The 23,542-nt window shown below is 70.2% G+C and carries 18 protein-coding genes and 2 pseudogenes; 2 read left to right on the plus strand and 18 right to left on the minus strand.

The annotated features are described in order from the left end of the window. Window positions 1–53: 53 nt before the first annotated feature. The 17 genes and pseudogenes from A3IC_RS0104755 to A3IC_RS0104825 all read right to left on the minus strand — a co-directional run bounded on the left by A3IC_RS0104755 (window position 54) and on the right by A3IC_RS0104825 (window position 21,235). Window positions 54–1,448, minus strand: coding sequence for an alkaline phosphatase family protein (locus A3IC_RS0104755; RefSeq protein ID WP_020548926.1), 1,395 nt, complete (start codon window positions 1,446–1,448; stop codon window positions 54–56). Further along, complete coding sequence (gene eboE, locus A3IC_RS0104760) at window positions 1,448–2,632, minus strand: metabolite traffic protein EboE (RefSeq protein WP_020548927.1); 1,185 nt, start codon at window positions 2,630–2,632, stop codon at window positions 1,448–1,450. The genes A3IC_RS0104755 and eboE overlap by 1 nt, the downstream gene beginning before the upstream one ends. Beyond that, window positions 2,629–3,564 (minus strand): TatD family hydrolase, encoded by a 936-nt coding sequence (locus A3IC_RS0104765; RefSeq protein WP_020548928.1) that lies wholly within the window; start codon window positions 3,562–3,564, stop codon window positions 2,629–2,631. The genes eboE and A3IC_RS0104765 overlap by 4 nt, the downstream gene beginning before the upstream one ends. A gap of 4 nt (window positions 3,565–3,568) precedes the next feature. Further along, window positions 3,569–4,378 carry an EboA domain-containing protein gene (locus A3IC_RS52505; protein WP_245599150.1) on the minus strand — a complete coding sequence of 270 codons (810 nt, stop codon included), beginning with the start codon at window positions 4,376–4,378 and terminating at the stop codon, window positions 3,569–3,571. Then, window positions 4,371–5,213: a sugar phosphate isomerase/epimerase family protein gene (locus A3IC_RS0104775; RefSeq protein ID WP_020548930.1), complete on the minus strand. Its 843-nt coding sequence runs from the start codon at window positions 5,211–5,213 to the stop codon at window positions 4,371–4,373. The genes A3IC_RS52505 and A3IC_RS0104775 overlap by 8 nt, the downstream gene beginning before the upstream one ends. Before the next feature lie 195 nt (window positions 5,214–5,408). After that, complete coding sequence (locus A3IC_RS0104780) at window positions 5,409–6,446, minus strand: SCO3242 family prenyltransferase (RefSeq protein WP_020548931.1); 1,038 nt, start codon at window positions 6,444–6,446, stop codon at window positions 5,409–5,411. Continuing rightward, window positions 6,436–7,152, minus strand: coding sequence for an inositol-3-phosphate synthase (locus A3IC_RS72390; protein WP_020548932.1), 717 nt, complete (start codon window positions 7,150–7,152; stop codon window positions 6,436–6,438). Before A3IC_RS72390 ends, A3IC_RS0104780 begins: the two co-directional genes overlap by 11 nt. Before the next feature lie 61 nt (window positions 7,153–7,213). Beyond that, window positions 7,214–7,720: pseudogene (locus A3IC_RS72395) on the minus strand (inositol-3-phosphate synthase); the annotation flags it as partial. A gap of 334 nt (window positions 7,721–8,054) precedes the next feature. Beyond that, the gene (locus A3IC_RS0104790) at window positions 8,055–9,236 is read right to left on the minus strand and encodes an ROK family transcriptional regulator (protein ID WP_026217893.1); all 1,182 of its coding nucleotides are present in this window, start codon (window positions 9,234–9,236) and stop codon (window positions 8,055–8,057) included. Between the two features lie 276 nt (window positions 9,237–9,512). Further along, window positions 9,513–10,499 carry an OmpL47-type beta-barrel domain-containing protein gene (locus A3IC_RS73350; protein ID WP_425387304.1) on the minus strand — a complete coding sequence of 329 codons (987 nt, stop codon included), beginning with the start codon at window positions 10,497–10,499 and terminating at the stop codon, window positions 9,513–9,515. Window positions 10,500–10,586: 87 nt separating this feature from the next. Further along, window positions 10,587–14,090 (minus strand): annotated as a pseudogene (locus A3IC_RS52515) (ThuA domain-containing protein); the annotation flags it as partial. A 200-nt stretch (window positions 14,091–14,290) separates the two neighbouring features. Beyond that, on the minus strand, window positions 14,291–15,151 hold the full coding sequence (locus tag A3IC_RS0104800; RefSeq protein ID WP_020548935.1) for a sugar phosphate isomerase/epimerase family protein: 861 nt from the start codon (window positions 15,149–15,151) through the stop codon (window positions 14,291–14,293). Window positions 15,152–15,245: 94 nt separating this feature from the next. Continuing rightward, complete coding sequence (locus tag A3IC_RS0104805) at window positions 15,246–16,469, minus strand: ABC transporter substrate-binding protein (RefSeq protein WP_026217894.1); 1,224 nt, start codon at window positions 16,467–16,469, stop codon at window positions 15,246–15,248. Continuing rightward, window positions 16,466–17,506: an ABC transporter permease gene (locus tag A3IC_RS0104810; protein WP_052173208.1), complete on the minus strand. Its 1,041-nt coding sequence runs from the start codon at window positions 17,504–17,506 to the stop codon at window positions 16,466–16,468. The genes A3IC_RS0104805 and A3IC_RS0104810 overlap by 4 nt, the downstream gene beginning before the upstream one ends. Window positions 17,507–17,562: 56 nt before the next feature. Continuing rightward, window positions 17,563–18,573, minus strand: a complete 1,011-nt coding sequence (locus A3IC_RS0104815) for an ABC transporter permease (RefSeq protein ID WP_020548938.1) — start codon at window positions 18,571–18,573, stop codon at window positions 17,563–17,565. Continuing rightward, on the minus strand, window positions 18,570–20,084 hold the full coding sequence (locus tag A3IC_RS0104820; RefSeq protein ID WP_020548939.1) for a sugar ABC transporter ATP-binding protein: 1,515 nt from the start codon (window positions 20,082–20,084) through the stop codon (window positions 18,570–18,572). The genes A3IC_RS0104815 and A3IC_RS0104820 overlap by 4 nt, the downstream gene beginning before the upstream one ends. Further along, on the minus strand, window positions 20,081–21,235 hold the full coding sequence (locus tag A3IC_RS0104825; RefSeq protein WP_020548940.1) for a Gfo/Idh/MocA family protein: 1,155 nt from the start codon (window positions 21,233–21,235) through the stop codon (window positions 20,081–20,083). Before A3IC_RS0104825 ends, A3IC_RS0104820 begins: the two co-directional genes overlap by 4 nt. A 221-nt stretch (window positions 21,236–21,456) precedes the next feature. On the opposite strand from A3IC_RS0104825, the gene A3IC_RS0104830 reads away from it, so the two are divergent. Then, entirely contained in the window at window positions 21,457–21,738 is a 282-nt protein-coding gene (locus tag A3IC_RS0104830; protein WP_158695803.1) for a substrate-binding domain-containing protein, read from the plus strand. Then, the gene (locus A3IC_RS52520) at window positions 21,735–21,947 is read left to right on the plus strand and encodes a hypothetical protein (RefSeq protein WP_020548941.1); all 213 of its coding nucleotides are present in this window, start codon (window positions 21,735–21,737) and stop codon (window positions 21,945–21,947) included. Before A3IC_RS0104830 ends, A3IC_RS52520 begins: the two co-directional genes overlap by 4 nt. 213 nt (window positions 21,948–22,160) lie before the next feature. Here A3IC_RS52520 and A3IC_RS0104840 read toward each other — a convergent pair whose 3' ends face one another. Continuing rightward, on the minus strand, window positions 22,161–23,495 hold the full coding sequence (locus tag A3IC_RS0104840) for a GH1 family beta-glucosidase (RefSeq protein WP_020548942.1): 1,335 nt from the start codon (window positions 23,493–23,495) through the stop codon (window positions 22,161–22,163). Between the last annotated feature and the right edge of the window lie 47 nt (window positions 23,496–23,542).

The raw sequence follows: 23,542 nt of genomic DNA on the forward strand, positions 1-23,542 counted from the left end.
GCGCCGCCCCCACGCCTCGCCCCGCCCGCCGGCCGGCGGGCGGGGCGAGGCGTTCACGCGGGCTTTCGGTCTGCGCCGAGGTCGAGCAGGAAACGCTTTACCTCCGTGGCGTGTATCGACGACCCGCCGGGAAGGTGCCGCAGGGCGGTCGGGTCGTCGCACAGCAGGATCGGGCCGTCGTCCGGGTCGGCGGGCAGCCGTCCGTGGGTGCCGCGCACGGGCGAGGGGTCGAGCGGGACGACCGACATGCGATAGCGCAGCCCGAGCTTCTTGCGGGCGAGCGCGATGCCCGCCTTCACCTTGACCGCGCGGTCGCTCGGGTCCCAGAACAGTTCCGCCGGGTCGTAACCGGGTTTGCGGTGGATCTCGACCTGACGGGCGAAGTCGGGGGCGCGCGCGTCGTCGAGCCAGTAGTAGTAGGTGAACCATGCCTCCGGGTCGGCGATCGCGACGAGGTCGCCCGCGCGCTCGTGGTCGAGCCCGTGGTCGTGTCGGCCGTCCTCGTCCAGCACCTCGGCCACGCCCGGCAGCTTGGCGAGCAGAGCGGACACGTGCGCACGGTCGGCGGGATCGGGCACGTACACGTGGGCGATCTGGTGGTCGGCCACGGCGAACGCGCGGGAGGTCCACGGATCCAGAAATTCCATGCCGGCCTGGGTGTGCACCCGCAACAGGCCCTCGGCGCGCAGCATACGATTGATGTCGACCGGCCGGCTCGCACCGGTGATGCCGTACTCGCTGAGCACGACGACGGTATACGCGTGGGCACGGGCGTACCGAAGCAGCGGCCCCATCGCCGCGTCCACGGCACGCGCGGCGTCGCGCGCCCGGGGAGAATCGGGACCGTAGCGCTGGAGGTCGTAGTCCAGATGCGGGAGGTAGGCGAGGGTGAGGTCGGGCCCGTGCCGGGTCAGGACATGCCTGGTGGCGTCGACGATCCATTGGGACGAGCGGATCGAGGCGGTCGGCCCCCAGTAGTCGAAGAGTGGGAACGTACCGAGGGCTGCGGTGAGTTCGTCGTGCAGTTCCGGGGGATCGGTGTAGCAGTCGGGCTCCTTGCGGCCGTCGGAGTAGTAGATCGGACGGGGCGTCAGCGTCCAGTCGACGTCGGCGCCCATGGCATACCACCAGCCCATGTTGGCCACCGTGTAGCCGGGTCGCTCCCGTCGGGCGGCTTCCCAGATCTTCTCGCCGTGCACCAGGCGGTTGTGCTGGCGCCACAGGAACACCTCACCCAGATCACGGAAGTACCAGCCGTTGCCGACGATTCCGTGTTCACGCGGGAGGGACCCGGTGAGGAAGGTGGATTGCACGGAGCACGTGACGGCCGGGAGCACCGTGTCCAGGCGGGCCTGGAATCCGACATCGGCGACGGCGCGCAGGTTGGGCATGTCGGCGATCAGGCGGGGGGTGAGTCCGACGACGTCGAGCACGAGCAGGCGGGGCATCAGATTCCTTTCCGCTCGGCCGACTTCAGGCCCAGGTCGAGCAAGCCGGTGCGGAGCCGGTCCAGTTCGGCGGCGATACCGGCGACCAGGGTGTCCCGTGTGGGCGGCCCGTCACGGTCGAGCACGGGCCACGTGTACGTCTCGACTTCGACGTGATCGGTGCGCGCGACGGGGCCGCCGAACAGGGCCTCGATCGCCCGGTCGAGCACGTCGTGGGTGGCGGTGAGCGGGGCGGGCGGCACGCCGTGCAGGGGCAGGTGGTAGTGGACGCGCCACGGCCGTAGGCCGGGCAGGCCGCCGGCGAGGGCGTCCGGCAGGTCGTCGACGGCGAGCGGCGTCTTCTGCGTGGTGGCCCTCTCCTCACGGGTCTGGTGAAGGAAGCGCGGTTCGGCGTAGGCGCGCAGGGCTTTTGCGGTGGCCTGCGTGTGTGGGTCCTCGGCGTGCAGGGCGCACGCCGCCTGCGCCTTGACCACGGGGATCGCGGCGGCGGCCAATGTGTCGAGCGCGGCGGCGGGATCCTCGAATCCGACGGCGAGGTGGCAGGTGTCGAAGCAGACGCCGATCCGGTGGGGATCGGTACCGCGCAGTGCCGCCGCCGCCTGGTCGGTGGTCTCCAGGACACAGCCGGGTTCGGGTTCGAGGCCGACCCGGATTCGACGCCCGTAATCGGCTTCGATCCGTTCGAGGCCCGCGGCCAGGTCGTCGAGTGCGCGGCGTGCGGCGTCCGCGCGCTCGACCGGCCAGGGCTCGCGCCACGCGAGCGGGAGCGTGGAAACGCTTCCGCGCGCGGCGTCGTCGGGAAGCAGCCGGGCGAGGAGTCGGGAACAGTCGAGCGTGTACTCCAGACGCGCGGGATCGGCCCAATCGGGGCTGTACACCGCCTTCTTGACGACCTCGTGTTGAAACCCCGTGTACGGGAACGCGTTGAGGGTGACCACTTCGAGGCCGCGTTCCGCGAGTGCGCGGCGGAGCCGGTCGACGGACATGGGGTCCTCGACCAGGGAGGTCGCGACGGGACGGGCGAGCCACAGGCCGACACCCAGCGTGGCGACGTCGAGGCGTTCGCGGATCGGCTCGCAATAGACGGCGAGTTGGTGGAGAACACCGGCGAGGTCTTCGGCGGCATGGACGTTGGTGCAGTAGGCGGCGTGGACGAGGGTGCCGTCCGGGTGTCGGAACCTCATGCGCGAGCCCCGCGCAGGATGGAGTTGCCCTCGAAGGTGGCATTCGGGCCGGGCGAGCGCGTCGGGTCCCTCCGCGCGGGCGTCGGGTCCTTCGGGGACGTCGGATCGGTCGGAACCGCTGCGAAATCACGTGACTCGGAGGGCAGTTCGAGACGGCCGCTCTGGGCGTAGAACGCGACGGGGTTGCGCCACAGGACGAGGTCGACGTCGTCCTCGCGCCAACCCGCGGCGAGCATGGCCCGGCCGGTGTGCAGGGTGGACAGCGGGTCGCTGTGTCCCCAGTCCGCCGCCGAGTTGACCACCACGCGTTGCGGACCGAGGTCGAGCAGGACGTCCACGGTGCGTTCGGGGGTCATCTTGGTGTCGGGGTAGACGGAGAAACCCATCCAGCAACCGGTATCGGCGACCAGCTCGACGGTGGTCTCGTTGAGGTGGTCGACCAGGACGCGGCCCGGGTCGATGCCGCTGTCGCGGACGAGGTCGAGGGTGCGGCGGACACCGGCGGCCTTGTCCCGGTGCGGGGTGTGCACGAGGGCGGGCAGGTCGAACTCGACGGCGAGGGCCAGTTGGTGCCTGAACGCGAGTTCCTCGGCGTCGGTCATCGAATCGAAGCCGATCTCACCGACGGCGACGACGCGGTCCTTGGCGAGGTAGCCCGGCAGCACGTCGAGTACGGGTGTGCAGCGCGGGTCGTTGGCCTCCTTCGGGTTGAGCGCGATCGTGCAGTGGTGCTCGATGCCGTACTGGCCGGCCCGGAAGCGCTCCCACCCCAGGAGCGCGTCGAAGTAGTCCGTGAACGTCGAGACGGCGGTCCGCGGTTGGCCGAGCCAGAACGCCGGTTCCACGAGCGCCAGTACGCCCGCGTCGCGCAGGGCGCGGTAGTCGTCCGTGGTCCGGGAGGTCATGTGGATGTGCGGGTCGAAGATGCGCATCGGATCAGTACTCCTCGGGCGTCGGCGTGAAGCGGGAGGTGATCGGGGCGATGTCGGCGGGGACCGGTCGGCCGGCCGCCGCTCGCTCGCGGGCGAAGCCGGCCAGCATGCGCGCGAGTTCGGCGTCCGCGCGGTCGTCGAGGCCGGTGACGGTCGGGCCCAGCGGCAGCCCGAGGAAGACGCACTTGAGGACGCCGTGGCGCCACGCCTCGGGCGCGAGCGCCCGGTACCCGCACGGGCCCATCGCGGCGGCGACGAGCCGGTGGTCGTTGGTGCGCAGCGCGTCCTCGACGAGGAGGCGGCGGCACAGGCACGCGTGCGGGTCGGGGAGGGTACCGGCGTTCGGCTCGGGTGGGTGCGGCGTACACGGCAGGTAGGGCAGAGCGCGGAGTATCGCCCGTCGCTCCCGGGCGTCGCCTCCCTCGTACAGGGCGCGCACGAGCGCCGGCAGGTCCCCTCGTGTCGGGTGGGTGCGGCCGTTGTGCACGTGCGGATCGCATTCGCGTACGGCCGCCGCTGACACGGCGTGCAGAAGCAGCACCCGCGCGGCGTCGTCACAGGTCCAGCCCGGGAGTTCGGCGAGCGGTGCCCGGCCGCAGAGCCGCCCGGCGGACGCGAACGCGGTGGCCAGTCGGGCGGGTTCCGCCGCCGCCTCGACGGGCCAGTCGCGCCGACCGGCCCCGACCGCGCGGGCGAAGGCGACACGCAACTCGGCGAGGTCGGGATCGGGTGGCCCGCCCGCGGGGACCCCGTGCTCGGGCGGGGACATCGATATCGCCGCCGCTTCCGCTTCGACAGTTCGACGGTCAGACACCCTCGGCCTCCTTCTCGGCAGCACGCAGGAAGTCGATCGACCGCCGGGCGGTCTCGGTGGCCGCATGGCTGTGGCGTGGGAGTTCGACGCCGACGAGCCCGTCGTAGCCGACTTCGGTCAACGCCGACACGACCGGGGGGAAGTCGATCTCACCCCGGCCGAATTCCAGGTGCTCATGGACGCCACGTCGCATGTCCTCGATCTGGACGTTGACCAGGCGCGACCCGACGCGCCGCACGCAGTCCGGCACGGGCAGCGGTTCCAGACAGCGGCAATGCCCGATGTCGAGGGTCGGGCCCAGGTTTTCGGGCCGGCCGAGGCGCCGCCACAGTTCGTCGTAGCGGTCGAGCGTGTCGACGAACATTCCGGGTTCGGGCTCGAAACCGAGTGTGACACCTCGGATCTCCGCTTCGGCCAGAACGCGCGCGCAGCCGGATACGAGACGATGCCAGCAGACCGCGGGGTCGGTGTCGTCGGGGGCGGTGCCGCTCCAGAACGACACGACGGATGCCCCGAGTTCGGCCGCGATCCGGACGGCGCGTGCCAACAGGTCCACCCGGCGTTCGGCGTCGTCGGCGCACAGCAGGGTCGGTCGATGCTTGCGCCGGGGGTCGAGAAGGTAGCGGGCGCCGGTCTCGATGACGACGGCGAGCCCGAGTCGGTCGAGCCGTGCGGCCACATCCGCGACGCGTGTGGACAGGTCGTCGGCGTACGGATCGAGGTGGTGGTGGTCGAGCGTCAGCGCGACACCGTCGTAGCCGAGATCGGCCAGGATCGAGAGCACGTCGCCGATCCGGTGATCGGCGAAGCCGTTGGTGCCGTAGGCGAGCCTCACGAAAACGTCACCTCCAGTGCGAGAAGCGCGAGAAGTCCGACAAGTGCGTGAAGTGCGTGAAGTGCGGGGAGTACGAGGAGTACGAGGAGTGCGCGAAGTGCGCGAAGTGCGCGAAGTGCGCGTCCTACGCGGCTTCAAGGGCTGGGATGCCCGAGCGGCGCGCGACCGGAAAGCGCGGGCGCGTCGAGCACGGCCTCACGTCGGCGACACGACCTTCGCGAGCGCTCGGGCGCCCGGCCACGCGGCGGACAGGAGGAGCGCGGCACGTGGTCGGCCGAGCCGGGACAGCACCGCGGCCTGGAGGGGCAACAGGGCGAGCACACCGCCGCCGACGGCGGCGCGGACCGTGCCCGCCCGAGGATCGGCGATCGCCCGGACCAACGGCCGGCCGTAGGCGGCCAGGTAGCTCACGAGCCCCGCACCGGACAGCGACTCCCCCACCCGGTCCCATCCCGCACCTCCGCGGATGCCCCGGCGGCCCCGGGCGCTCCGTCCCGCCGGCCGCCCGCGTCCGGCAACCCCCGCCGCGACCGTGGTTGCCACGGCCGTTGCCAGGGCCGCCACCGGCGGGCCCGCGGTCGTGCCGTGTTCCTCGTGGCGGCTGAGCGCGGTCACGCCGTACGTGTGCAGAGCCACGACACCCGCGCACCCGGCGGCACCCGTGAGTCCGCCCGCTCGTCCGGGTCGTGCGCCGACCATGACGTCCAGGCCGCGGGCGAGTGCCATGCCCGCCGGTGCGGCCGGTGTGCCCTTCAGGATCAGGTCGTAGGTCCACACCGCCCCGGCGAGGCCGAGGACTGCCGGGAGCCGCCGGCGACCGCCCGCCCAGGCGCCGATGGTCACCCCGGCGGCCGTCAGACCCACAGCCGTGGCCAGCGCCTCGCCGGGCCTGATCCGACCTGAGGGGATCGGCCGCTCGGGCCGTTCCTTGGCGTCGAGATCCCGATCGGCGTAGTCGTTCAGCGCCATGCCGGCCCAGTACAGGCACACGGATGCCACCGGCAGCGCCGGCTCCCGACCTCGGAGCAGCCCTCCCGACGCGGCCGCGCCCACCAGGACGTCGCCCGGGACGCTCAGCGCGGCCGGGACCCGAACCAGTTCCGCGAACGCCCGCCACCGCCTTTGTCCCGCGCCCGGGTTCGGATTCGGGTTCGGATTCGGGTTCGGGTTCGGCTCCGGCGTATCGGCGCCCGAGGCGTTCGTACACTCGAAGGGGTCGCCCTCATTCCTCACCCACGACCTCCTGACGTGCCGTCAGACGTTCTTGCGCCCAGGACACGAGGGCGTCGTATTGTGCCGAGAGGGCGTGGACGTCCGTCCCCACCGGGTCCTTGAAGTAGAAGGCGAGTTCGCGCAACGGCCCCGCGCAGCCCGCGTCGAGGGCACGCGCCGAGAGCCGCGCGAGGTCCAGGACGAGCGGCGCGGCAAGTGCCGAGTCGCAGCCGGTCCAGGTGAATTGCAGGTTCATCCGCGTTCCGAGGAAGCCCTCGAACGTCACGTGGTCCCAGGCTGTCTTCCACTCGCCCAGTTCCGGGACGTTGTGGATGTGGACTCCCCCGCCCACCGGATGTCCGAGCAGCGAACGCAGCGCCCGATCCTTGGAGTCGATCTTGGCGGCGGCCCGCTCGGGCCGGGACAGAGTCTCGCCGTCCCCGCCGCCGAGCAGGTTCGTCCCCGACCACGATGTGACGCGCAGGGCGCGCTGCGCGAACATCGGGGCGAGGACGGTCTTGAGAAGGGTTTCCCCCGTCTTGCCGTCGCTGCCCGCGAAGGGCACCCCGTACGAGGTGAACACCTCGGCCACACCCGGTATTCGGGCGCCCGCGGACGGGGTGAAGTCGACGAACGCGCAGCCGGCCTGGGCGGCGGCCCACGCGTAGCGCGCGCTGGGGGGCAGGACGTTCTCGCCCGCGGCGAGCGCCGCGCAGCGTCGTGCCACCGGCGTGCGCCGGGTGTGGTGCCGTGACGGGTTCGGTCGACGCGAGATTGACCACCACCACGCGGGCGAGTTCGTACCTTTCCCGAAACTCCGTCAGGTCGCCGGTCAGGGCGGCGATCTGCTCGTCCTGTGGACGCGGGTCGTCGGCGGTGACACCCGGACGCAGCCGAGCGTCCACCTCGTCGAGGCCGGCCGCGATCGAATCCGGCAGGGCGAGCGGCAGCACCCCGTCGGCGGCGAGTCGCGCGGCGCGGTCGCTCAGCGGTACACCGAGGATGTCGTGACCGCCGAACACCAGGTCGGCGAATGCGGGCAGCGCGCACCGCTCGAACGGCTCGGTGGCCGTCACGCAGCCCAGCGGCGGGGCGTCACCGGCACCGACTGCGAGCGCCCCGCTCATCGTGGTCACGGCCACCGACCCGCGGGCGCCCACCAACCACACGCCGGTCCGATCCGCCGACTTCACGAGCACCACCCGAGAACGCGGCTCGCCGCGCCGCGGACGACGTCGGCCGCCCGGTGGTCCGTGGGCCGAGGCACCTTGCCGAGCGAGAAATCCCTTCGCCATCCGGCGAACAACGCGATCGATCGAGGCATCGACTCTCCCTGTCCCTTGCTGCCGTCCGAGTGCCACGCACGTGCCGTACCGAGCAACTGTCGTACCGGGCAACCGTCGTACCGAGTTTCCGCGGTGCCGAATATCCGCGGCGCTCCCCTGCGACGCGCACCGCCGTGGCCGTGGACGCGGGCGCCGCCGGCGCCACGCGTCCCAACACACCTGATGGACCCTCCCCCGCCGCGGGGTGCCCGACGCGTACCGCCCGCTTCCACACGTGGAACTCGGCACGAACACGCCGGGATGGCCGGGATGGCCGGATGGCCGAATGGCCGGATCTGTGGGCTCAGTGAGCCGTCAGCACGTGGTCGCTGATGAGTCGGGCCGCGCCGATGACCCCTGCGGTGCCGCCGAGTTCGGACAAGACGATGGGCAGGTTGCCGGTCGCCAGGGGCAACGACTGGCGATAGACGACGCTGCGGATCTCGGCGAGCAGCGGGTGACCGAGCCCGGCCACGCCGCCGCCGATGATGAGCAGCCCCGGATTGAGGAAGCTGACGAGGGCCGCGATCACCCGGCCCACGCGCATGCCGCCTTCCCGGACGATGGCCACCGCCGCCGGGTCTCCGGCCGCGGCGGCGTCGGCGACGTCACGACCGGTGAGCGTTCCGTTGTCCGCCAGACGGTGGACGAGGAACGGTGATGCGCCCGAATCGGCGACCGCCCGCGCCTCGCGGGCGAGTGCCGCGCCCGAGAAGTACGCCTCCAGGCAACCGGCGTTGCCGCAGACGCACATCGGGCCGGTGTCGTCGAGTCGGATGTGGCCGATGTCGCCGGCGCTGCCGGAGACGCCTCGGTAGATCTCACCGCCGACGACGATGCCGCATCCGATGCCGGTGCCGATCTTGATGAGGAGGAAGTCGTCGATGGATCGGGCCACACCGGAATGCAGTTCGCCCAAGGCCATGATGTTGACGTCGTTGTCGACGAGCACGGGGCAGCCGAGTCGGCGGCCGACGACGTCCCTTATCGGGAATCGGTCCCACCCGGGCATGATCGGTGGGATCACCGGCATGCCCTCGCGGAAGCTGACGGGTCCGGGTACGCCTATGCCGACTCCGTGCACCTGGGGAAACGGGTCGACTTCGCGCAGTTTGTCGACGAGTGCGAAGACCCGGTCGAGTACCTCTTCGGGACCGATCCGCACATCGCACTGCTCGGTCAGGTGGCCCAGGACCTCCAGTTCACCGTTGGTGACGGCGACGTCGATCGAGGTCGCGCCGATGTCGACGCCGATGAATCGCATGCCGGGCGAGAGTCGAACGATGCCCGAGCGTCGCCCACCGCGTGAGGCGGCGAGGCCGGCCGGCTCCACGAGGCCGAGTTCGGTGAGGCGATCGACCTCGATGGCGAGCTTGGAACGCGACATGTGGACGCCGTCGCCGAGTTCGGCCCGGGATTGGGGGCCGTTGTCGCGCAGCAGGCCGAGCAGGCGTGCCTGGTGTCGGTTTTCCGGGCGAGGTGGCATCCGCATGGCATCGCCTTCATCGAGTTCCGTCGGGTTCGCATCCGTTGTGCCGGGATCCGAACCGGGGCTTGAGACGTGTCCTCCGGCGACCGCCTTTCGCCCACTGCTCCTTGAGTTTTCCCCGCCTGCCATCAGACTTTCCCCATTCAAGAACAAAGTTGATGACGACAGTATCGGGATCCCGCGGCCTCGCCGAAGCGGGGCCGCGGTGAATCCCGTTCTCCTTCCCACGTTGCAGTGTTTCGCGGTACTACGCCCTGTCCGGCACTGGTTGCATCACCCTCCGATGTCGGCGATCACGCGGTTGGCATCCCGCGTGATGGCTGTGCGCACGTCCGCGTTCGAGACCACCTTCACATCGGCGACAAGGGTCTTGAGCCTGCCCAGTTCGGCGATCGCCCTGTCGTCCTTGCCCTGTGCCTCGGCCACGCGGGCCTTCTCGAGCCGGCTGGTGAGCTTCGTCTTGGCCGTCGCGGACAGCCATCCGGTGGCGCGGAACCGGTCGATGAGGTTTTGCATGTCGCGCATCGACGTGGTCACCGCGAACCGGACGGCGGTCGTCGTCTTGTTGCCCGCGTTGTCCTCGGCGAGGACTTCGACGGTGTGCTGCCCGAGGTTCAGGGTGAACAGCGGTTGAATCGTTCCGGACGTGGCCGCCTTCCCGTCGAGAGTGCCCGCGAGCGTCTTGACGCCGGAGGTCGGGTCGATCGCCTCCCAACTCACCCGCACGTCCTGCGAGTCGCCGTACACCGCACCGTCGGCGACCCCGGCGACCAGCAGCACCGGCTTGGTCGCGTCGATCTTGATCGTCGCGGCCTTGTCCGCCTCGACGAGTCCGGCCCGGTCGGTACCCCGGTAGCGCAGGACGTGTTCGCCGTCGCCGGACACCGTCACCGCGCCGCCCGGGTAGGGCGTCCAGGCGCCGCCGTCCAGCGCGTATTCGATGCCCGCGACCCCTGACGATTCGTCAACGGCCGCGAGCGTGACCGGAATCGCTCCCGCGTGCCAGCCGCCGTCGCCGGGTGCCGCGAAGCCCGCCGTGGTCAACGGCGTCCCGGTGTCGACCTTGACGGCCAGTTCCCTGCTCTCTTCCGTGTTGCCGGCCCTGTCCTTCGAGCGGTACTGGAGCTTGTGCTCACGGTCGCCGCTCACGCTCACCGGAGTTCCGTCGTACGTCGTCCAACCGGCGGCGTCCAGGTTGTATTCGGTCGCGGCGACGCCCGACCCGTCCGCCTCGTCGGTCCCGGTCAGGGTCACGTTCACGGGAGCCGTCGTGTACCAGCCGTCCTTCCCCGTGGGCTGAGCCGGATCGGGCTTCGCGGTGGTGACCGGTGCCTGGGCGTCCGCGGCGACCCTGGTGAACTTCCACTTCTGGTTGCTCGCGCCGTTGCAGGTCCATTGCAGGACCTTGGCTCCGTCCTGCGTGCCGACACCGGCGACATCGGCGCACAGCCTGCTCGTGACGTTGGCGAGCGAGTACACGCCGGGCTCGGCGCCGGCCGTCGGCTTCCAGTGCTGATTGCCGCCGCCGTTGCATGCGTACTGCGCGAGTTGCACGTCGAGTTCGGTGGACTGGCCCGGGACTTCCAGACACTTGCCGCCGATCGCCGATTTGATCGTGTACGAGCCGTCACCGACCGGGTCGACCTGCCACTTCTGCTCCTTGCCGGCGCCCGGCGCCTGCTGGACGATCGGCGCGGAGTCGGCCGGCGACGCGCCCTGCACGGCCATGTTCTTGCCGCTGTGCTTGGCCGTGAGCGTGTACAGGCCCGCTTCGATGCCGGGCTCGGTGACCACAGCGGTATCGAATTGTATGGCGTCCACGTCGAAGGAGTTGTTCGCCGCCGCCTTGAACACCATGTAGAGCTTGTGGGTTCCGGCGAGCGTGGCGAGCGACACGCCCGGGGTGGTCGCGTAGTTGTTCCAGCCGCCGGTGGACGGCACGGGTGTGCTCCCCAGGAGCGTTCCGGTGGGAGTGTCCGCGTGCACCTCGATGCTTCCTCCGCCGGTGGGTGAGGACAGCCGGTATCGAATCGAGGCGGTCCCCACGAGATTGGCGGGATCGAACATGATCCAGTCGTTGTCGCTGATGTCACCGAGGCGTTTGCCGTTCTCCGCGCCCGGCTCGGCGACCACCCGAATCCCGGACTGCGCGGTGAAGTACTCGGCCTGCTTGTGGCGAGGCTGGAGCACGGCCCGGGCGTAGCCGGTGAGCCGGCTCGCGTTGGGGCCGCCCTTGTCGGTGTACTTCGCGTTCAGGACGAAGTACAGGTTGGCGCCCTCCGGGTGCCCGCCGAGGTCGTCGGTGGCGATGGTGCCCTCACAGCCGGGGATGTCGGCGGTCGGGTGCTCGTGGTCGTCGTGTCCGAGGGCCGGGTTGACCACGACCTGCGCGCAGTCGACCGGCCCGTCCTCGGGGTCGGTCACCTTGACCTTGTAGGGGACACGGTCACCGAAGGCGACGAACTGCCCGTTCGCGGGGAACTCCAGGGTGACCGTCGGTGCGGTGTTGCCCACGGATATCGCGACGTTCGCGAAGCCCGATTGTCCGGTCGCGTCCGTCACCTGGAGTTGCGCGCTGTAGTCGCCGTTGACGGTATAGACGTGCGTCGGGTCGGCCTCGGTGGAATCGGTGGTGCCGTCGGCGTCGAAGTCCCAAGCGTAGGAGAGCGGTCCGCCGTCGGGGTCGATGGTGCCCGCGCTGGAGAACTTCACGGTCAGCGGTCCGGGGCCGTTGGGCGGGGTCGCGCTCGCCTTGACGATCGGCTTGCGTTGGCCCTGCGTGTAGTCGATCCGGTAGAGGCCGGAGTCGTTGTTGCCGCCGCCGAACGAGCTGCCCCAGTCGAGCACGTAGAGGGAACCGTCGGGGCCGAAGGTCATGTCCATCGGCTTGGCGAATTTCGCCGTGGGCAGGAAGTCGTTGATCTTCAGGAGCTTGTTCGACGCGTCGAAGCGGACCTCCTTGACGAAGCCGCGCGCCCACTCGTAGAAGAAGCCGGCGCCGTCGTAGTAGGCCGGGAACTTCGTGGTCGAGGGGTTGTTCGGGTCGTAGCGGTATACCGGCCCGGCCATCGGCGCGGAGCCGCCCTGGCCCATTTCGGGGAACTCGGGCGAGGCGCCGTAGCCGTACCAGATCTCCGGCAGTTGCACGGCCGGGAGCTGGGTCAGGCCGGTGTTGTTGGGCGAGGGGTTCGTCGGGTTGGCGCAGTCGAACTTCGCTCCGACGACTTTGGTGTCGGGGTTGTAGGGCGCGTAGGGCTGGTTGTTGCCGTGACAGAACGGCCAGCCGAAGTTGCCGGGCTGCTTGATGACGTTGTACTCGACCAGGCCCTCGGGCCCCCGGTCGGTGGTGGGCAGTCCCCGGTCGGGGCCGTAGTCGGCCACGTGCACCCATCCGTTGGCCTGGTCGACGCGGAAGCGGAACGGGTTGCGGAAGCCCATCGCGAAGACCTCGGGCCTGGTCTTGTCCGTGCCCACCGGGAACATGTTCCCTGACGGGATGTCATATCCCCCGTCGGCCTTGGGCTTGATCCGCAAAATCTTGCCGCGCAGGTCGTTGGTGTTGCCGGCGGTGCGTGCCGAGTCGAGCATGAACTTGCCGGGCCGCCAGTCGATCGGCGAGTAGCCCTGCCAGTTCGGGTCCAGGTTGGGCGGCACGTCGTCACCGGTACCCAGATACAGGGTGCCGTCGGGGCCGAAGTCGAGTGCGCCGCCGGTGTGACCCGGTTCGCCGAACGTACGGCTGCGGTAGGCGGGGACGTCGATGACCTTCTTCTCGCTCGCCAGGTCGATCGTGTCACCGGTGACGGTGAAGCGGGACACGCGGTTCACGTCGTCCGGGCTCGCGGCCGGCGAGTGGTAGAGGTAGATCCATTTGTTCTGCGCGAAGTTCGGGTCGAGGGCCATGCCGACCAGACCGTCCTCACCGCCGGTGTACACCGAAAGCTTGGCCGCCGTGGTCGAGCTGTGCGTGTCGGGCTTGTAGACCTTGACCTCGCCGCTGCGCTGAATGTAGAAGACCCGGCCGTCGGGAGCGACGTCGAGTTGCATCGGGTCGGCGGTGTTGTCGTCGAGGGTGACCTTCTCGAAGCCGCTCCACACCGTGCCGCCGCAGTCGCCGGGCTCGGCGCCCGCCGCCCACTTCAAGCCGCCCAGGATGTGCTTGCGCAGATCCGGTTCCGCGTAGGACGAGGCGGTGTGACCCATGGCGGTGGCCCAGATCCGACCGCCCTCCGCGTTGCGGCACCACGAGATCGGGTGATCGGCGCCCATCTTGGACGGGCCCGGGTTGTAGGTGGTCTCGTCCGCCGTCACGAGGACGTGCACGTTCCCCCGGGGGTTCTTGTCGAAGTTGTACCACTCCTCGCTGCGGGCCCAGCGCTCCGGCAGACCCTTGGTCGAGGGGTGCGTCCGGTCGGCGACCTTGGCGGTGCCCGGGAGGACACCGGGCGAGTGGGTGGGCATGTGCGCACCACCGTTGACCAGGTCGTCCCACCACGGGAAGTCGTTCTCGATGCCCATGTCCATGGCGTTGTGGATCGCCACGACGCCCTTGCCGGAACGGACGTACTTCTGTAGAGCGGCGCGCTGGGCGTCGTTCTCCCAGACCATGCCCGAGTTCTGGAGCATGACGATCGCGTCGAAACCGGCCAGGCTCGCGTCGCTGAAGACGGCCGAGTCGTTGGACTGCACGACTTCGTAGTGGTTGGCCTCGGCCTCGTCCTGGAACATCTTGATCCCCGCGGGGATCGAGTCGTGCACGTAGCCGACTGCCTTGGTGAACAGCAGGGCGCGGAACGTGGTGTGCGCCTGCGCCTGCTGAACGGGTGTCAGAGTGAACAGGGCCAGGGCCATCGCGAGGACGACGCCGAGAGACCGTACGGTGCGGGCGGATCGGGAAGTGCCTCTGGGGAAGGGTGGACCGATCGAGCGCATAGATTCTCCTCGTTGCGCGCAGGGGTGCGCTGCTCACGCCACGTGGGTCGCGGGTGAGCGGGAATGTGCGAGGGTTTTCCGTGGCCGGCTGGTCGGACTGGGGCGAGGGGCCGTACGGGTCAGAGCGCGGCGAGAGTCGCGCGCAGGAAGGCGATGCCGTCGCGGGCGATCGCGTCCTGGGTGGCCGCGAGGGGCCTCCAGATGGAGGCGGCCACCGCGATCGACGCGTTGTGCGCGGTGAACGACTCGATGCAGAGCGGGCCCTGATGGCCCGTTTCCTGAAGCGCTGTCAAGAAGCCGGGCCAGTCGAGGTGGTCGGCGCCGGGCGTGCCGCGGTCGTTCGCGCATACCTGCACGTGCGCGATTCGCCCGCCTGCCGTTCGGACGGCGGTGACGAGGTCGTGTTCCTCGATGTTCTGGTGGTAGGTGTCGAGGGCGATACCGACGGCGTCGGCGGGGAGTTCGGCGATCGCCTCGGCGGTTTGGGCGACGGTGTTGAGCAGGCTGGTCTCGTACCGGTTGAGGGGCTCGACGGCGAGCACGACACCGTTCGACCGGGCGTGTTCGGCGATCGGCGCGAGGCCGTCGCGCAGTTCGTCGAGGCAACGGGCGCGTTCGGCCGGAGTCGTGCGCCAAGTACGGCCGACCGCCGCGTACATGGGGCCGGCGACGACGGGCGCGCCGACCTCGGCCGCCGCATCGACACAGCGGCGCAAATAGTCGCGGGTACGGCCCAGGGCAGCGGCGTCGGTGGCGACGAGGTCGCGGCCCGGCGGCATGACCGCCGCGACGGAGGCAGCGGCCAGGTCGTGGTCGAGGAGGACCTTGCGGACCGTCGCCGGACTCCAGTCGTCGGGTTGCTCCAGCGGCAACTCGACCATGTCGGCACCGAACTCCCTTATCCGGGGTGCGAGTTCGATGAGATCGGCATCGGTCAGTGGAGAGGCCCAGATCCAGGTGTTCACGCCGATCGCACGCATGGCTGTGCTCCTTGTCGTCGCGGGGTCGCGGAGGCGGCAGGATCGGTGCGAGGCCGGAGCCGGGGCGGCGGGACGGCCGCCCCGGTCCGCTCGGCTATTTGCCGCCCCACTTCTGCGGGTAGCCCGGCAGGGTCTCGCAGCCGCACATCGCGTAGTGCAGCGGCGGCATGCCCGGCTTGATGTACTGGTCGCGGTTCTCCACGGTGATGGTGGGCTGCGGAAGCTTCCATTCCTTCGGAACCGGTTCGCCCTTGAGGATCTTCAGGGCCGCGATGATCGGGGTGCGCCACTGGTAGCTGGGGTAGGTCGGGGCGATCGCGGTGAGGTTCTTCTTCTTCCAGACCTCCAGGAATTGCTGCTGGTCCTCACCGGTGATCGGCGGCACCTTCTTGCCGGCGTCCTCGAACGCCTCGACGGCCGCGACGGCGGTGTCTCCGGCGTCCATCCAGACGCCGTCGATGGTGCCGTGCCGCTGGATGGCGTCGCTGACCACGGCCTTGGTCTTGGCGGTGTCGCCGTCCGTGAACTTGACGTCGACGACGTCGAGTCCGCCCTGTTCGAGAATCCGCTTGCCCGCCGCCCAGCGGTTCTCCAGGACGTCGACGCCGGGGAGGATGCGCAGCGCGAGGATCTTCCCGCCCGGCTTCACCTTCGTCTTGAGGAACTCCGCGCCGGTCCGACCGAACGCGTAGCCGCCGACGGGGTTGATGAAGGTCACCGGACAGTCGGTGGTGACACCGCGGTCGAAGACGATGACCGGGATCTTCCCGCACGCGGCTTTGACCGCCGGGGTGAGCGTCGCGGTGGTGTTGGGCGACACGATGAGCGCCGAGCAGCCCTTTCCGGCGAGCTCCTGGATGTCGGAGATCTGCTTGTCGTCCTTGCCCTGCGCGTCCAGGACGGTGAACTTGGCGATCTCCGGATGGGTGCCGGCCTCGGCCTGGATGTTCTTCAGGCCGGTCTGGCGCCAGTTGTTGGCGACACTCGCGTTGGAGAAGCAGATCTCGTACGGGCCGTCCTTCTTGTACTGCGTGGTGTCGACCATCTGTTGCGGGTCGAGCATCTGCTCCCAGGGTTTGTCGGCGGGCCCCTGCGGGGTCGCCTGAAGCAGGGCCGACTGCCGGTCGTAGTCCGCCTGCACGAAGAACTTCGAGTCGCCGGAGTCGCCCTTGCCGGGGCTCGCCGAGTTGCCCGGAGCGGCACCGGGGACGGGTGCCTTGGTCGCCGACGTGGAGTCGGCCTTGTCGCTCGAACACGAGGCCGTGACCACGAGGGCCGCCGCCACGAGCACGGTGACCGGGAGTCTGCGCCGCTTCATCGTTGTTCTCCTCGGGGGTTGCGGGACGGCAGTGGCAGGTGACGCACGAGCGGAGACACATACGCGGTCAGACGGCGCCGCGTCCCGGCCCAGTCGAGGGCGCCCAGGGCGACCGCGGCGATGACGATGACGCCCTGCACCGTGGTCTCCATGGCTTTGGCGACGCCGCGCAGGTTGAGCAGGGTGAACAGGGTCTGCAGCGAGAGCGCGCCGGCCATCGCGGCGACGACGGATCCGCTGCCGCCCCCGAGTGCGACGCCGCCCAGGACGACGGCCGTGATGGCCTCGAACTCGTAGCCTCGGCCGGCTTGGGCGGATACTCCGGAGAAGCCGCCGACCAGGATCGCGGCGACGGCCGCGGCCGCCCCCGACAGCACGAACGCCAGCGTCCGCACCCGCAGGACCCGTACACCGGCGAGGCCGGCCGCCCGGGCGTTGTCGCCCGTGGCGATGAGGGTGCGCCCGAAGTCCGAGCGCATCAGCACGACCGCGACGACACCGATCACCAGGCACAGCACAACGGCCCAGGGCACCGGCCCGAACGCGGTGTTGCGCCCGATCGTGCGGAAGTCGTCGGGCAGGATGCCGCGCGGGGACCCCTGGGTCCAGTAGAAGACGGCGCCTTCGAGGATGAGCGTCATGCCGAGGGTCGCGATGAACGACGGCACCCGCAACACGGTCGTGACGAGGCCGTTGACGAGGCCGACGAAGGCGCCGCCGGCGACGAGCAGCGCGACGACGACGGTCCAGTGCGCGCCGGGGAACGCGTGGTACGTCTCGGCGGTGACCACGACGCCTACCGTGACGAGCGCGCCCACCGACAGGTCGTAGCCGCCGGAGACGATCACCAGGTACTGGCCCGCGGCCAAGACGATCAGCGGCGCCGAGCGCTTGAGGAACGCGAAGAACGGGTCGGGTTCGAAGAAGGTCGGGTCCTCGACGCCGAGTGCGACGAGGAGCACGGCGAGCAGAACGTACACGGGGGCGCCGGCTCGAAGCGACGCGAGGAATCTGCGGGTCGGGGTGAGCCGGCCGATCCCGGTGACGGCGACGTCGCCGCGCTCGCGTTCGTCCGCGGTCACGGTCGCGGCTTTCACGCCACCACCTCCCTGTTGCCGGCTCGGCGGGCGTACAGGGCGACCGCGACGATGATCACGACACCGCGCACGACGTTCTGGAAGAACGGGTCGACGCCGAGTTGGTTGAAGACGCTGTCGAGGACGGAGAGCATGAGGACACCACCGATGGTGCCCGCGACGCCGCCGCGACCACCCGCGAGCAGGGTGCCGCCGAGCACGACCGCCGCGATGGAGGTGAGGTCGTAGCGGGCCTCGGTGCCGGCCCACGGCGAGCCCGCGCCGAGCCGCGACGCGAGGAAGAGGCCCGCGAGGCCCGCACAGACGGCGCAGAGCACGTGCGCGGCGATCACGACGCGGTGGGTACGCACGCCCGACAGGCGCGCGGTCTGCTCGTCCCCGCCCACCGCGTACATGTGATAGCCGAGGCGGGTACGGCGCAGGACGAACCAGACGGCGACGCCGACCAGGAGGAGCAGGAACGCGGAGACGGGGATCGGCCCCACGCGGTCGTAGCCGAGGCGTTGGAAGGACTCGGGGACCTTCCCGGTGGGCCCCGAGTAGTTGTCCTCGATCCAACCGCGCAGGATGAAGCCGACGCCCAGGGTGGCGATGAAGGCGTTGACCTTGAATTTGGTGACGACGATCCCGTTGGCCAGGCCGACCGCCACGGAGAACGCGAGGACGGCGGCGATCGCGGGCAGGATGTTGCCGTCCGCGCCGTCCATGGTCTCGGCGGCGACGAGCGTGGCGATGCTGATCAGGTACGCGACGGACAGGTCGAGGGAACCGGTGAGGACGACGACGGTCTGGCCGACCGCGACCAGGCCCAGGACGACCGAGTTCTGAAGGATGCCCACCGTGTTGTCGAGGCTGAGGAATTCGCCTCCGCGCGCGGTGACGACGATCCAGCCCAACAGGGTCACGCCGGCGAGGGCCAGGTACACCACCGTGGTCGGGTCGGCGAGCCGGCTCGGGAGGACGAGTCTGCCGAGGGCCGTTCGCGGGGCAAGGGTTTGCGCGTTCACGCGGCGGCCCCCGTCGGTGGGCGCCCGGCGGTGGCAAGGCGCATTATTTCCTCCTCGGTCGGACCGGCGGGGAGTTCGCCGGCGATCCTGCCTTCGGACATGACGAGTACGCGATCACTCATGCCGATCACCTCGGGTAGCTCGGACGAGACCATGAGCACCGCCATGCCGTCGCGCGCCAGTTCGCGGACGAGGTCGTGGATGGCGGCCTTCGCGCCGACGTCGACGCCGCGCGTGGGCTCGTCGAAGACGAGCACGCCGGGGCGGACTCCGAGCCACTTGGCGATGACGACTTTCTGTTGGTTGCCACCGGACAGGTACCGCACCTGCTGGTCCTCGCCTCGGGCGCGCAGCGCCACGCGGTCGAGCAGGTCGGCGACCGGGGGCGTGCGAGGTGAGCGGGGTGTACGAGGCGAGCGCAACAGTCGGGAGGACATGGCCCGTTCGACGAGCATGGTGTTGTCCCGCACGGATTGGCGCAGCGCGAGTCCTTCGGCCTTGCGATCCTCCCCGACCAGGGCGATGCCCGCGCGGATCGCCTGGCGGGGGTTGCGCGGCCGCAGGTCCCTGCCGTCGACGCGCATGGTGCCGGTGGCGAACGGCGTCGCGCCGAACAGGGCGCGGGCCAAGGACGTGCGCCCCGATCCTTGGAGCCCGGCGATGCCGACGACCTGCCCCGCGCGCAGTTCGAGGTCGATGTCGGCGAGTTTCGCGTTGCCCGCGTTCCGCACGGCCAGGCGGACGTCGCCCACGTCGGCGGGATCGGCTCGCGGCGGGTAGTAGGCGCCGAGTTCACGGCCGACCATCAGGCGCACGATGTGGTCCTCGCGGGTGTCGGCCGTCGCGAGGGTCGCGACGCGCCTGCCGTCCTTGATCACGGTCACCCGTGCGGACAGGTCGAAGACCTCGCGCAGGCGATGGGAGATGTACAGAATCCCCAGTCCCCGTCCGGCGAGGCGGCGCACCAGCGCGTACAGCTTCTCCACCTCGTGGTCGGCGAGCGCCGCGGTGGGTTCGTCCATGATCAGGACGCGGGCGTCGGTGGAGAGCGCCTTGACGATCTCGACGACCTGCTGCTGGGCGACGGACAGGCGACGGGCCGGGGTGCGCGGGCCGAACGAGGTCTCGTCCAGTTCGGCGAGCAGCCGCGCGGTCCGTCGTTCCATCGCCGCGCGGTCGACGAGGCCGCGCCGCGTGGGCTCGCGGCCCAGGAACACGTTCTCGGCCACCGTGCGGTCGGGCAGCAGCGTGAACTCCTGGTGAATGATCCCGATTCCGGCGGCCTGGGCCTGTGCCGGGTGGGCGAACGTCACGGGCACGCCGTCGACGGTGATCGTTCCGGTGTCGGGGGTGTGGACACCGGCGAGCGTCTTCATCAGAGTCGACTTGCCGGCGCCGTTCTCGCCGACGACGGCGTGTACCTCGCCGCTCTCCACGTCGAGGTCGACGTCGTGCAGAACGCGAACGCCCAGGAATCCCTTGCTGATCCCGACCATGGACAGGAGGGTCATCGGACACCGCCGACGGGCGCGGGGATCTTGTCGGTCTGTACGGGGACCCACCCGTTGCCGGTGTCCGCGCTCGTCTCGACGGCCGCGAGGACGCGCTGGACCTGAAGGCCGTCGGCGAACGAGGGCGCGGGGTCGGTGTGTTCGGCGATCGCGGTGAGCAGATCGGCGGCCTGATGGGTGAAGGTGTGCTCGTAGCCCAGTACGTGGCCCGGCGGCCACCAGGCGCCGGTGTAGGGGTGTTCGGGCTCGGTGACCAGGATGCGGCGGAAGCCGGCCGTGCGGGCGTCGTCCGCCCGGTCGTCGAACCACAGTTCGTTCATCGACTCGAAGTCGAACGCGATACTGCCGGCCGAGCCGTTGACCTCGATCCGCAGGCTGTTCTTGCGCCCGGTGGCGAAGCGAGTGGCCTCGAACGACGCGAGGCCGCCGCCGGAGAGGCGGCCGATGAACAGGGCCGCGTCGTCGACGCTGACGTCGCCGTGTACCGATCCGGCCTCCCCGAGCGGACGTTGGCGTACGAACGTCTCGGTGAGCGCGCTGACGCCGGTCAGAGATTGGCCGGTGACGAACTGGGCGGTGTCGATGATGTGCGCGCCGATGTCGCCGAGCGCGCCCGACCCGGCCTTCTCCTTTGCCAGGCGCCAAACGAGCGGGTACGAGGGGTCGACGATCCAGTCCTGGAGGTATTGAGCGCGCACGTGGCGAATCTCGCCGAGGCGTCCCTCGGCCACGAGTTCGCGGGCGAGCGTGAGAGCGGGAACCCTGCGGTAGTTGAACCCGACCATGGCGCGGACACCGTGGACTCGGGCGGCGTCGGCCGCGGCGGCCATGGCCTCGGCCTCGGCGACGGAGTTCGCGAGGGGCTTCTCGCACAGCACGTGCTTGCCCGCGGCGAGCGCGGCCACGGCGATCTCGGCGTGCGAGGCTCCGGGCGTGCAGATGTCGACGAGGTCGACGTCGTCACGGTCGAGCAGTTCGCGCCAGTCGGTGAGGGCGGTGGCCCAACCGAGTCTGCGGGCCGCCGTGGTCACGGCGGCACGGTCGCGGCCGACCAACGCGGCCATCGCCGGGGCACGTGGCAGATCGAAGAACGCGCTCACGTTGCGCCACGCCTGGGAGTGGGCCCGGCCCATGAACGAGTAGCCGACCATGCCGATCCCGAGCGACGGTCGGTCGTGATGCGTCGTCACAGAGTTGCTTCCCTTCGCTGCACAACCGCCCCTCTGCGGGCGCCGTTTGGCCAGGAATGTAGTCTCTTCCGCTCGTTTCGAGAAGAGTTGTCCCACAGAAAAACAAACTTCTTCCATTCACTGGACAAACGATTCGGTCGAGCGGATCCTTATCCCGATCTCCCCTGTCTGGAAAGGGAGTTGTGGCGGACCGTGCCAGGCAGGACCACTCGCGCCGACGAGTGGAGGCCATCCGCGAGATCGCGCGGTCGCCGCGCCGCCCGGCCCTCGTCGGGTTCGACGACTTCGAACTCGCCGACCTGCTGACGCCCGTGGTGGCAGGGGTGTCGCAGGACGCGTTCGGGCTCGGCGAGGCGGCTGCCCGACTCCTGTTCCGACGACTGGAAGGCGACAACGCACCGGTGCAGCACATCCCACCCGCGGGCCGGGCTCATCCCGCGCGGTTCCGGGGAGGTACGCCGTGATCACCGTGGTGGGCCAGGCGCTCGTCGACCTCGGTTACGCGAACGGCCGCGCCCCGGCGGCGCATCCGGGCGGGAGCCCGGCCGATGTCGCGGTGGGGCTCGGACGGCTGGGCGCGCCGGTCCGGCTGATCACGTGGGACCCGGACCCGACGGCGTCCGCGGCCGGCTCCGTGTGCCTGGGCGCGCGAGGGAACGGGTGGCCCGGGTAATGGGGCAGGGTCGGCCCTGCCGGGTCTCGCTCAACTGAGCGTGACGAATGCTCGGGCTCGCCCGTTTTCGCTGAGGTCGCAGCGTTTCCGCAGGTCAGATGGCCCGTCCGTGTCGGGTGCTTGTCCTGCTGCCTACGATTCGGCTCGGGCGCGAGTGCGGCGTCCGGGATCCGCCGGAGCTCGCACGGTGTCCGTGCGAGCTCGGCGGGCGGCTCAGCCGCGCCGGGCGCGGATGAGGTCGCGATACCAGGCGAAGGACGCCTTCGGGGTGCGGACCTGGGTGTCGTGGTCGACGTGGACGAGGCCGAAGCGCTGGTGGAAGCCCTCGGCCCATTCGAAGTTGTCCAGCAAAGTCCAGGTGAAGTAGCCCCGGACGTCCACGCCTTGGGCCACGGCGGCATCGACGGCCCGGAGATGGGAGTCCAGGTAGTCGATACGGTCGAGGTCGGGGACGGTGCCGTCGGCGGTGACGACGTCCTCGACCGAACAGCCGTTCTCCGTGATGTAGACCGGCGGGAGCGTGGGGTAGCGCTCCTTGAGGCCGACGAGCAGTTCGCGCAGGCCGTCGGGGACGACGGGCCAGTCGAAGGCGGTGCGGCGGTAGCCCTCGATGGGGGCCTCTTCGAACGGCAGACCCTCGGACGTCGGAGCCTGGATCCGGGTCGGGTTGTAGTAGTTGATGCCGAGCGCGTCCAAGGGGGCCGAGACGAGTTCGAGATCGCCGTCCCGGACGGAGCCGCCGAGGGTGGCGTCCGCGCCGTAGGCCGACAGGTCGGGGTATGTGCCCGTGAGGATCGGGTCGTTGAACAGGCGGTTGTGCAGGTTGTCGTACGCCTGCGCGGCGGCGCGGTCGGCGGGGGCCTCCGAGGCGGGCCACACCGGGGTGCAGTTGTTGGCGATCATCGCCCGGAGGCCGCGTTCGCGCAGCTCCCTCAACGCCAGGCCATGACCGAGCAGTTGGTGGTGGGCGACCGGCAGGCAGTCGAGGAACAGGGTGCGGCCCGGCGCGTGGGTGCCGAGGCCGTAGCCCCAGACCATGTGGATGAACGGCTCGTTGAGTGTGATCCACTTTTGCACGCGGTCGCCCAGCCTGTCGGCCACGATGGCGGAATAGTCGGCGAAGCGGTGCGCGGTGTCGCGGTTCAGCCAGCCGCCGTCGTCCTCGAGGCCCTGCGGGAGGTCCCAGTGGAACAGGGTCGGGACGGGCTCCACGCCGCGCGCGAGCAGGCCGTCGACCAAGCGGTCGTAGAAGTCCAGGCCCTGGAGGTTGACTTCACCCTTGCCGGTCGGCTGGATCCGGGACCAGGCGATCGAGAAGCGGTATCCGGTGAGACCCGCCTCGGCCATCAGCGCGAGGTCCTCCTCGTACCGGTGGTAGTGGTCGCAGGCCACGTCACCGGTGTGCCCGTCACGGATCGTGCCGGGGCGGGCGGTGAAGGTGTCCCATACCGAGGGGCCGCGGCCGTCCTCCTTGGTGGCACCCTCGATCTGGTAGGACGCCGTCGAGGCGCCCCAGATGAAGTCCGCGGGTAGATGGTCCAGTGCCATGTCCGACCTCCTAAAACATGAGTAGGACTCATGTTAGTCCTCGTTGG

Origin of the sequence: Embleya scabrispora DSM 41855, from assembly GCF_000372745.1 — a bacterium.
GTDB classification, from domain to species: domain Bacteria; phylum Actinomycetota; class Actinomycetes; order Streptomycetales; family Streptomycetaceae; genus Embleya; species Embleya scabrispora.

Bases quoted from the DNA above. Each gene is read 5' to 3' on its own strand.
- A3IC_RS0104820 (WP_020548939.1), bottom strand. From the start codon at position 20,084: ATGACCCTCCTGTCCATGGTCGGGATCAGCAAGGGATTCCTGGGCGTT.
- A3IC_RS0104765 (WP_020548928.1), bottom strand. From the start codon at position 3,564: ATGCGCATCTTCGACCCGCACATCCACATGACCTCCCGGACCACGGAC.
- eboE (WP_020548927.1), bottom strand. From the start codon at position 2,632: ATGAGGTTCCGACACCCGGACGGCACCCTCGTCCACGCCGCCTACTGC.
- A3IC_RS0104800 (WP_020548935.1), bottom strand. From the start codon at position 15,151: ATGCGTGCGATCGGCGTGAACACCTGGATCTGGGCCTCTCCACTGACC.
- A3IC_RS0104840 (WP_020548942.1), bottom strand. From the start codon at position 23,495: ATGGCACTGGACCATCTACCCGCGGACTTCATCTGGGGCGCCTCGACG.
- A3IC_RS0104790 (WP_026217893.1), bottom strand. From the start codon at position 9,236: ATGCCACCTCGCCCGGAAAACCGACACCAGGCACGCCTGCTCGGCCTG.
- A3IC_RS0104755 (WP_020548926.1), bottom strand. From the start codon at position 1,448: ATGCCCCGCCTGCTCGTGCTCGACGTCGTCGGACTCACCCCCCGCCTG.
- A3IC_RS0104805 (WP_026217894.1), bottom strand. From the start codon at position 16,469: ATGAAGCGGCGCAGACTCCCGGTCACCGTGCTCGTGGCGGCGGCCCTC.
- A3IC_RS0104825 (WP_020548940.1), bottom strand. From the start codon at position 21,235: ATGGTCGGCTACTCGTTCATGGGCCGGGCCCACTCCCAGGCGTGGCGC.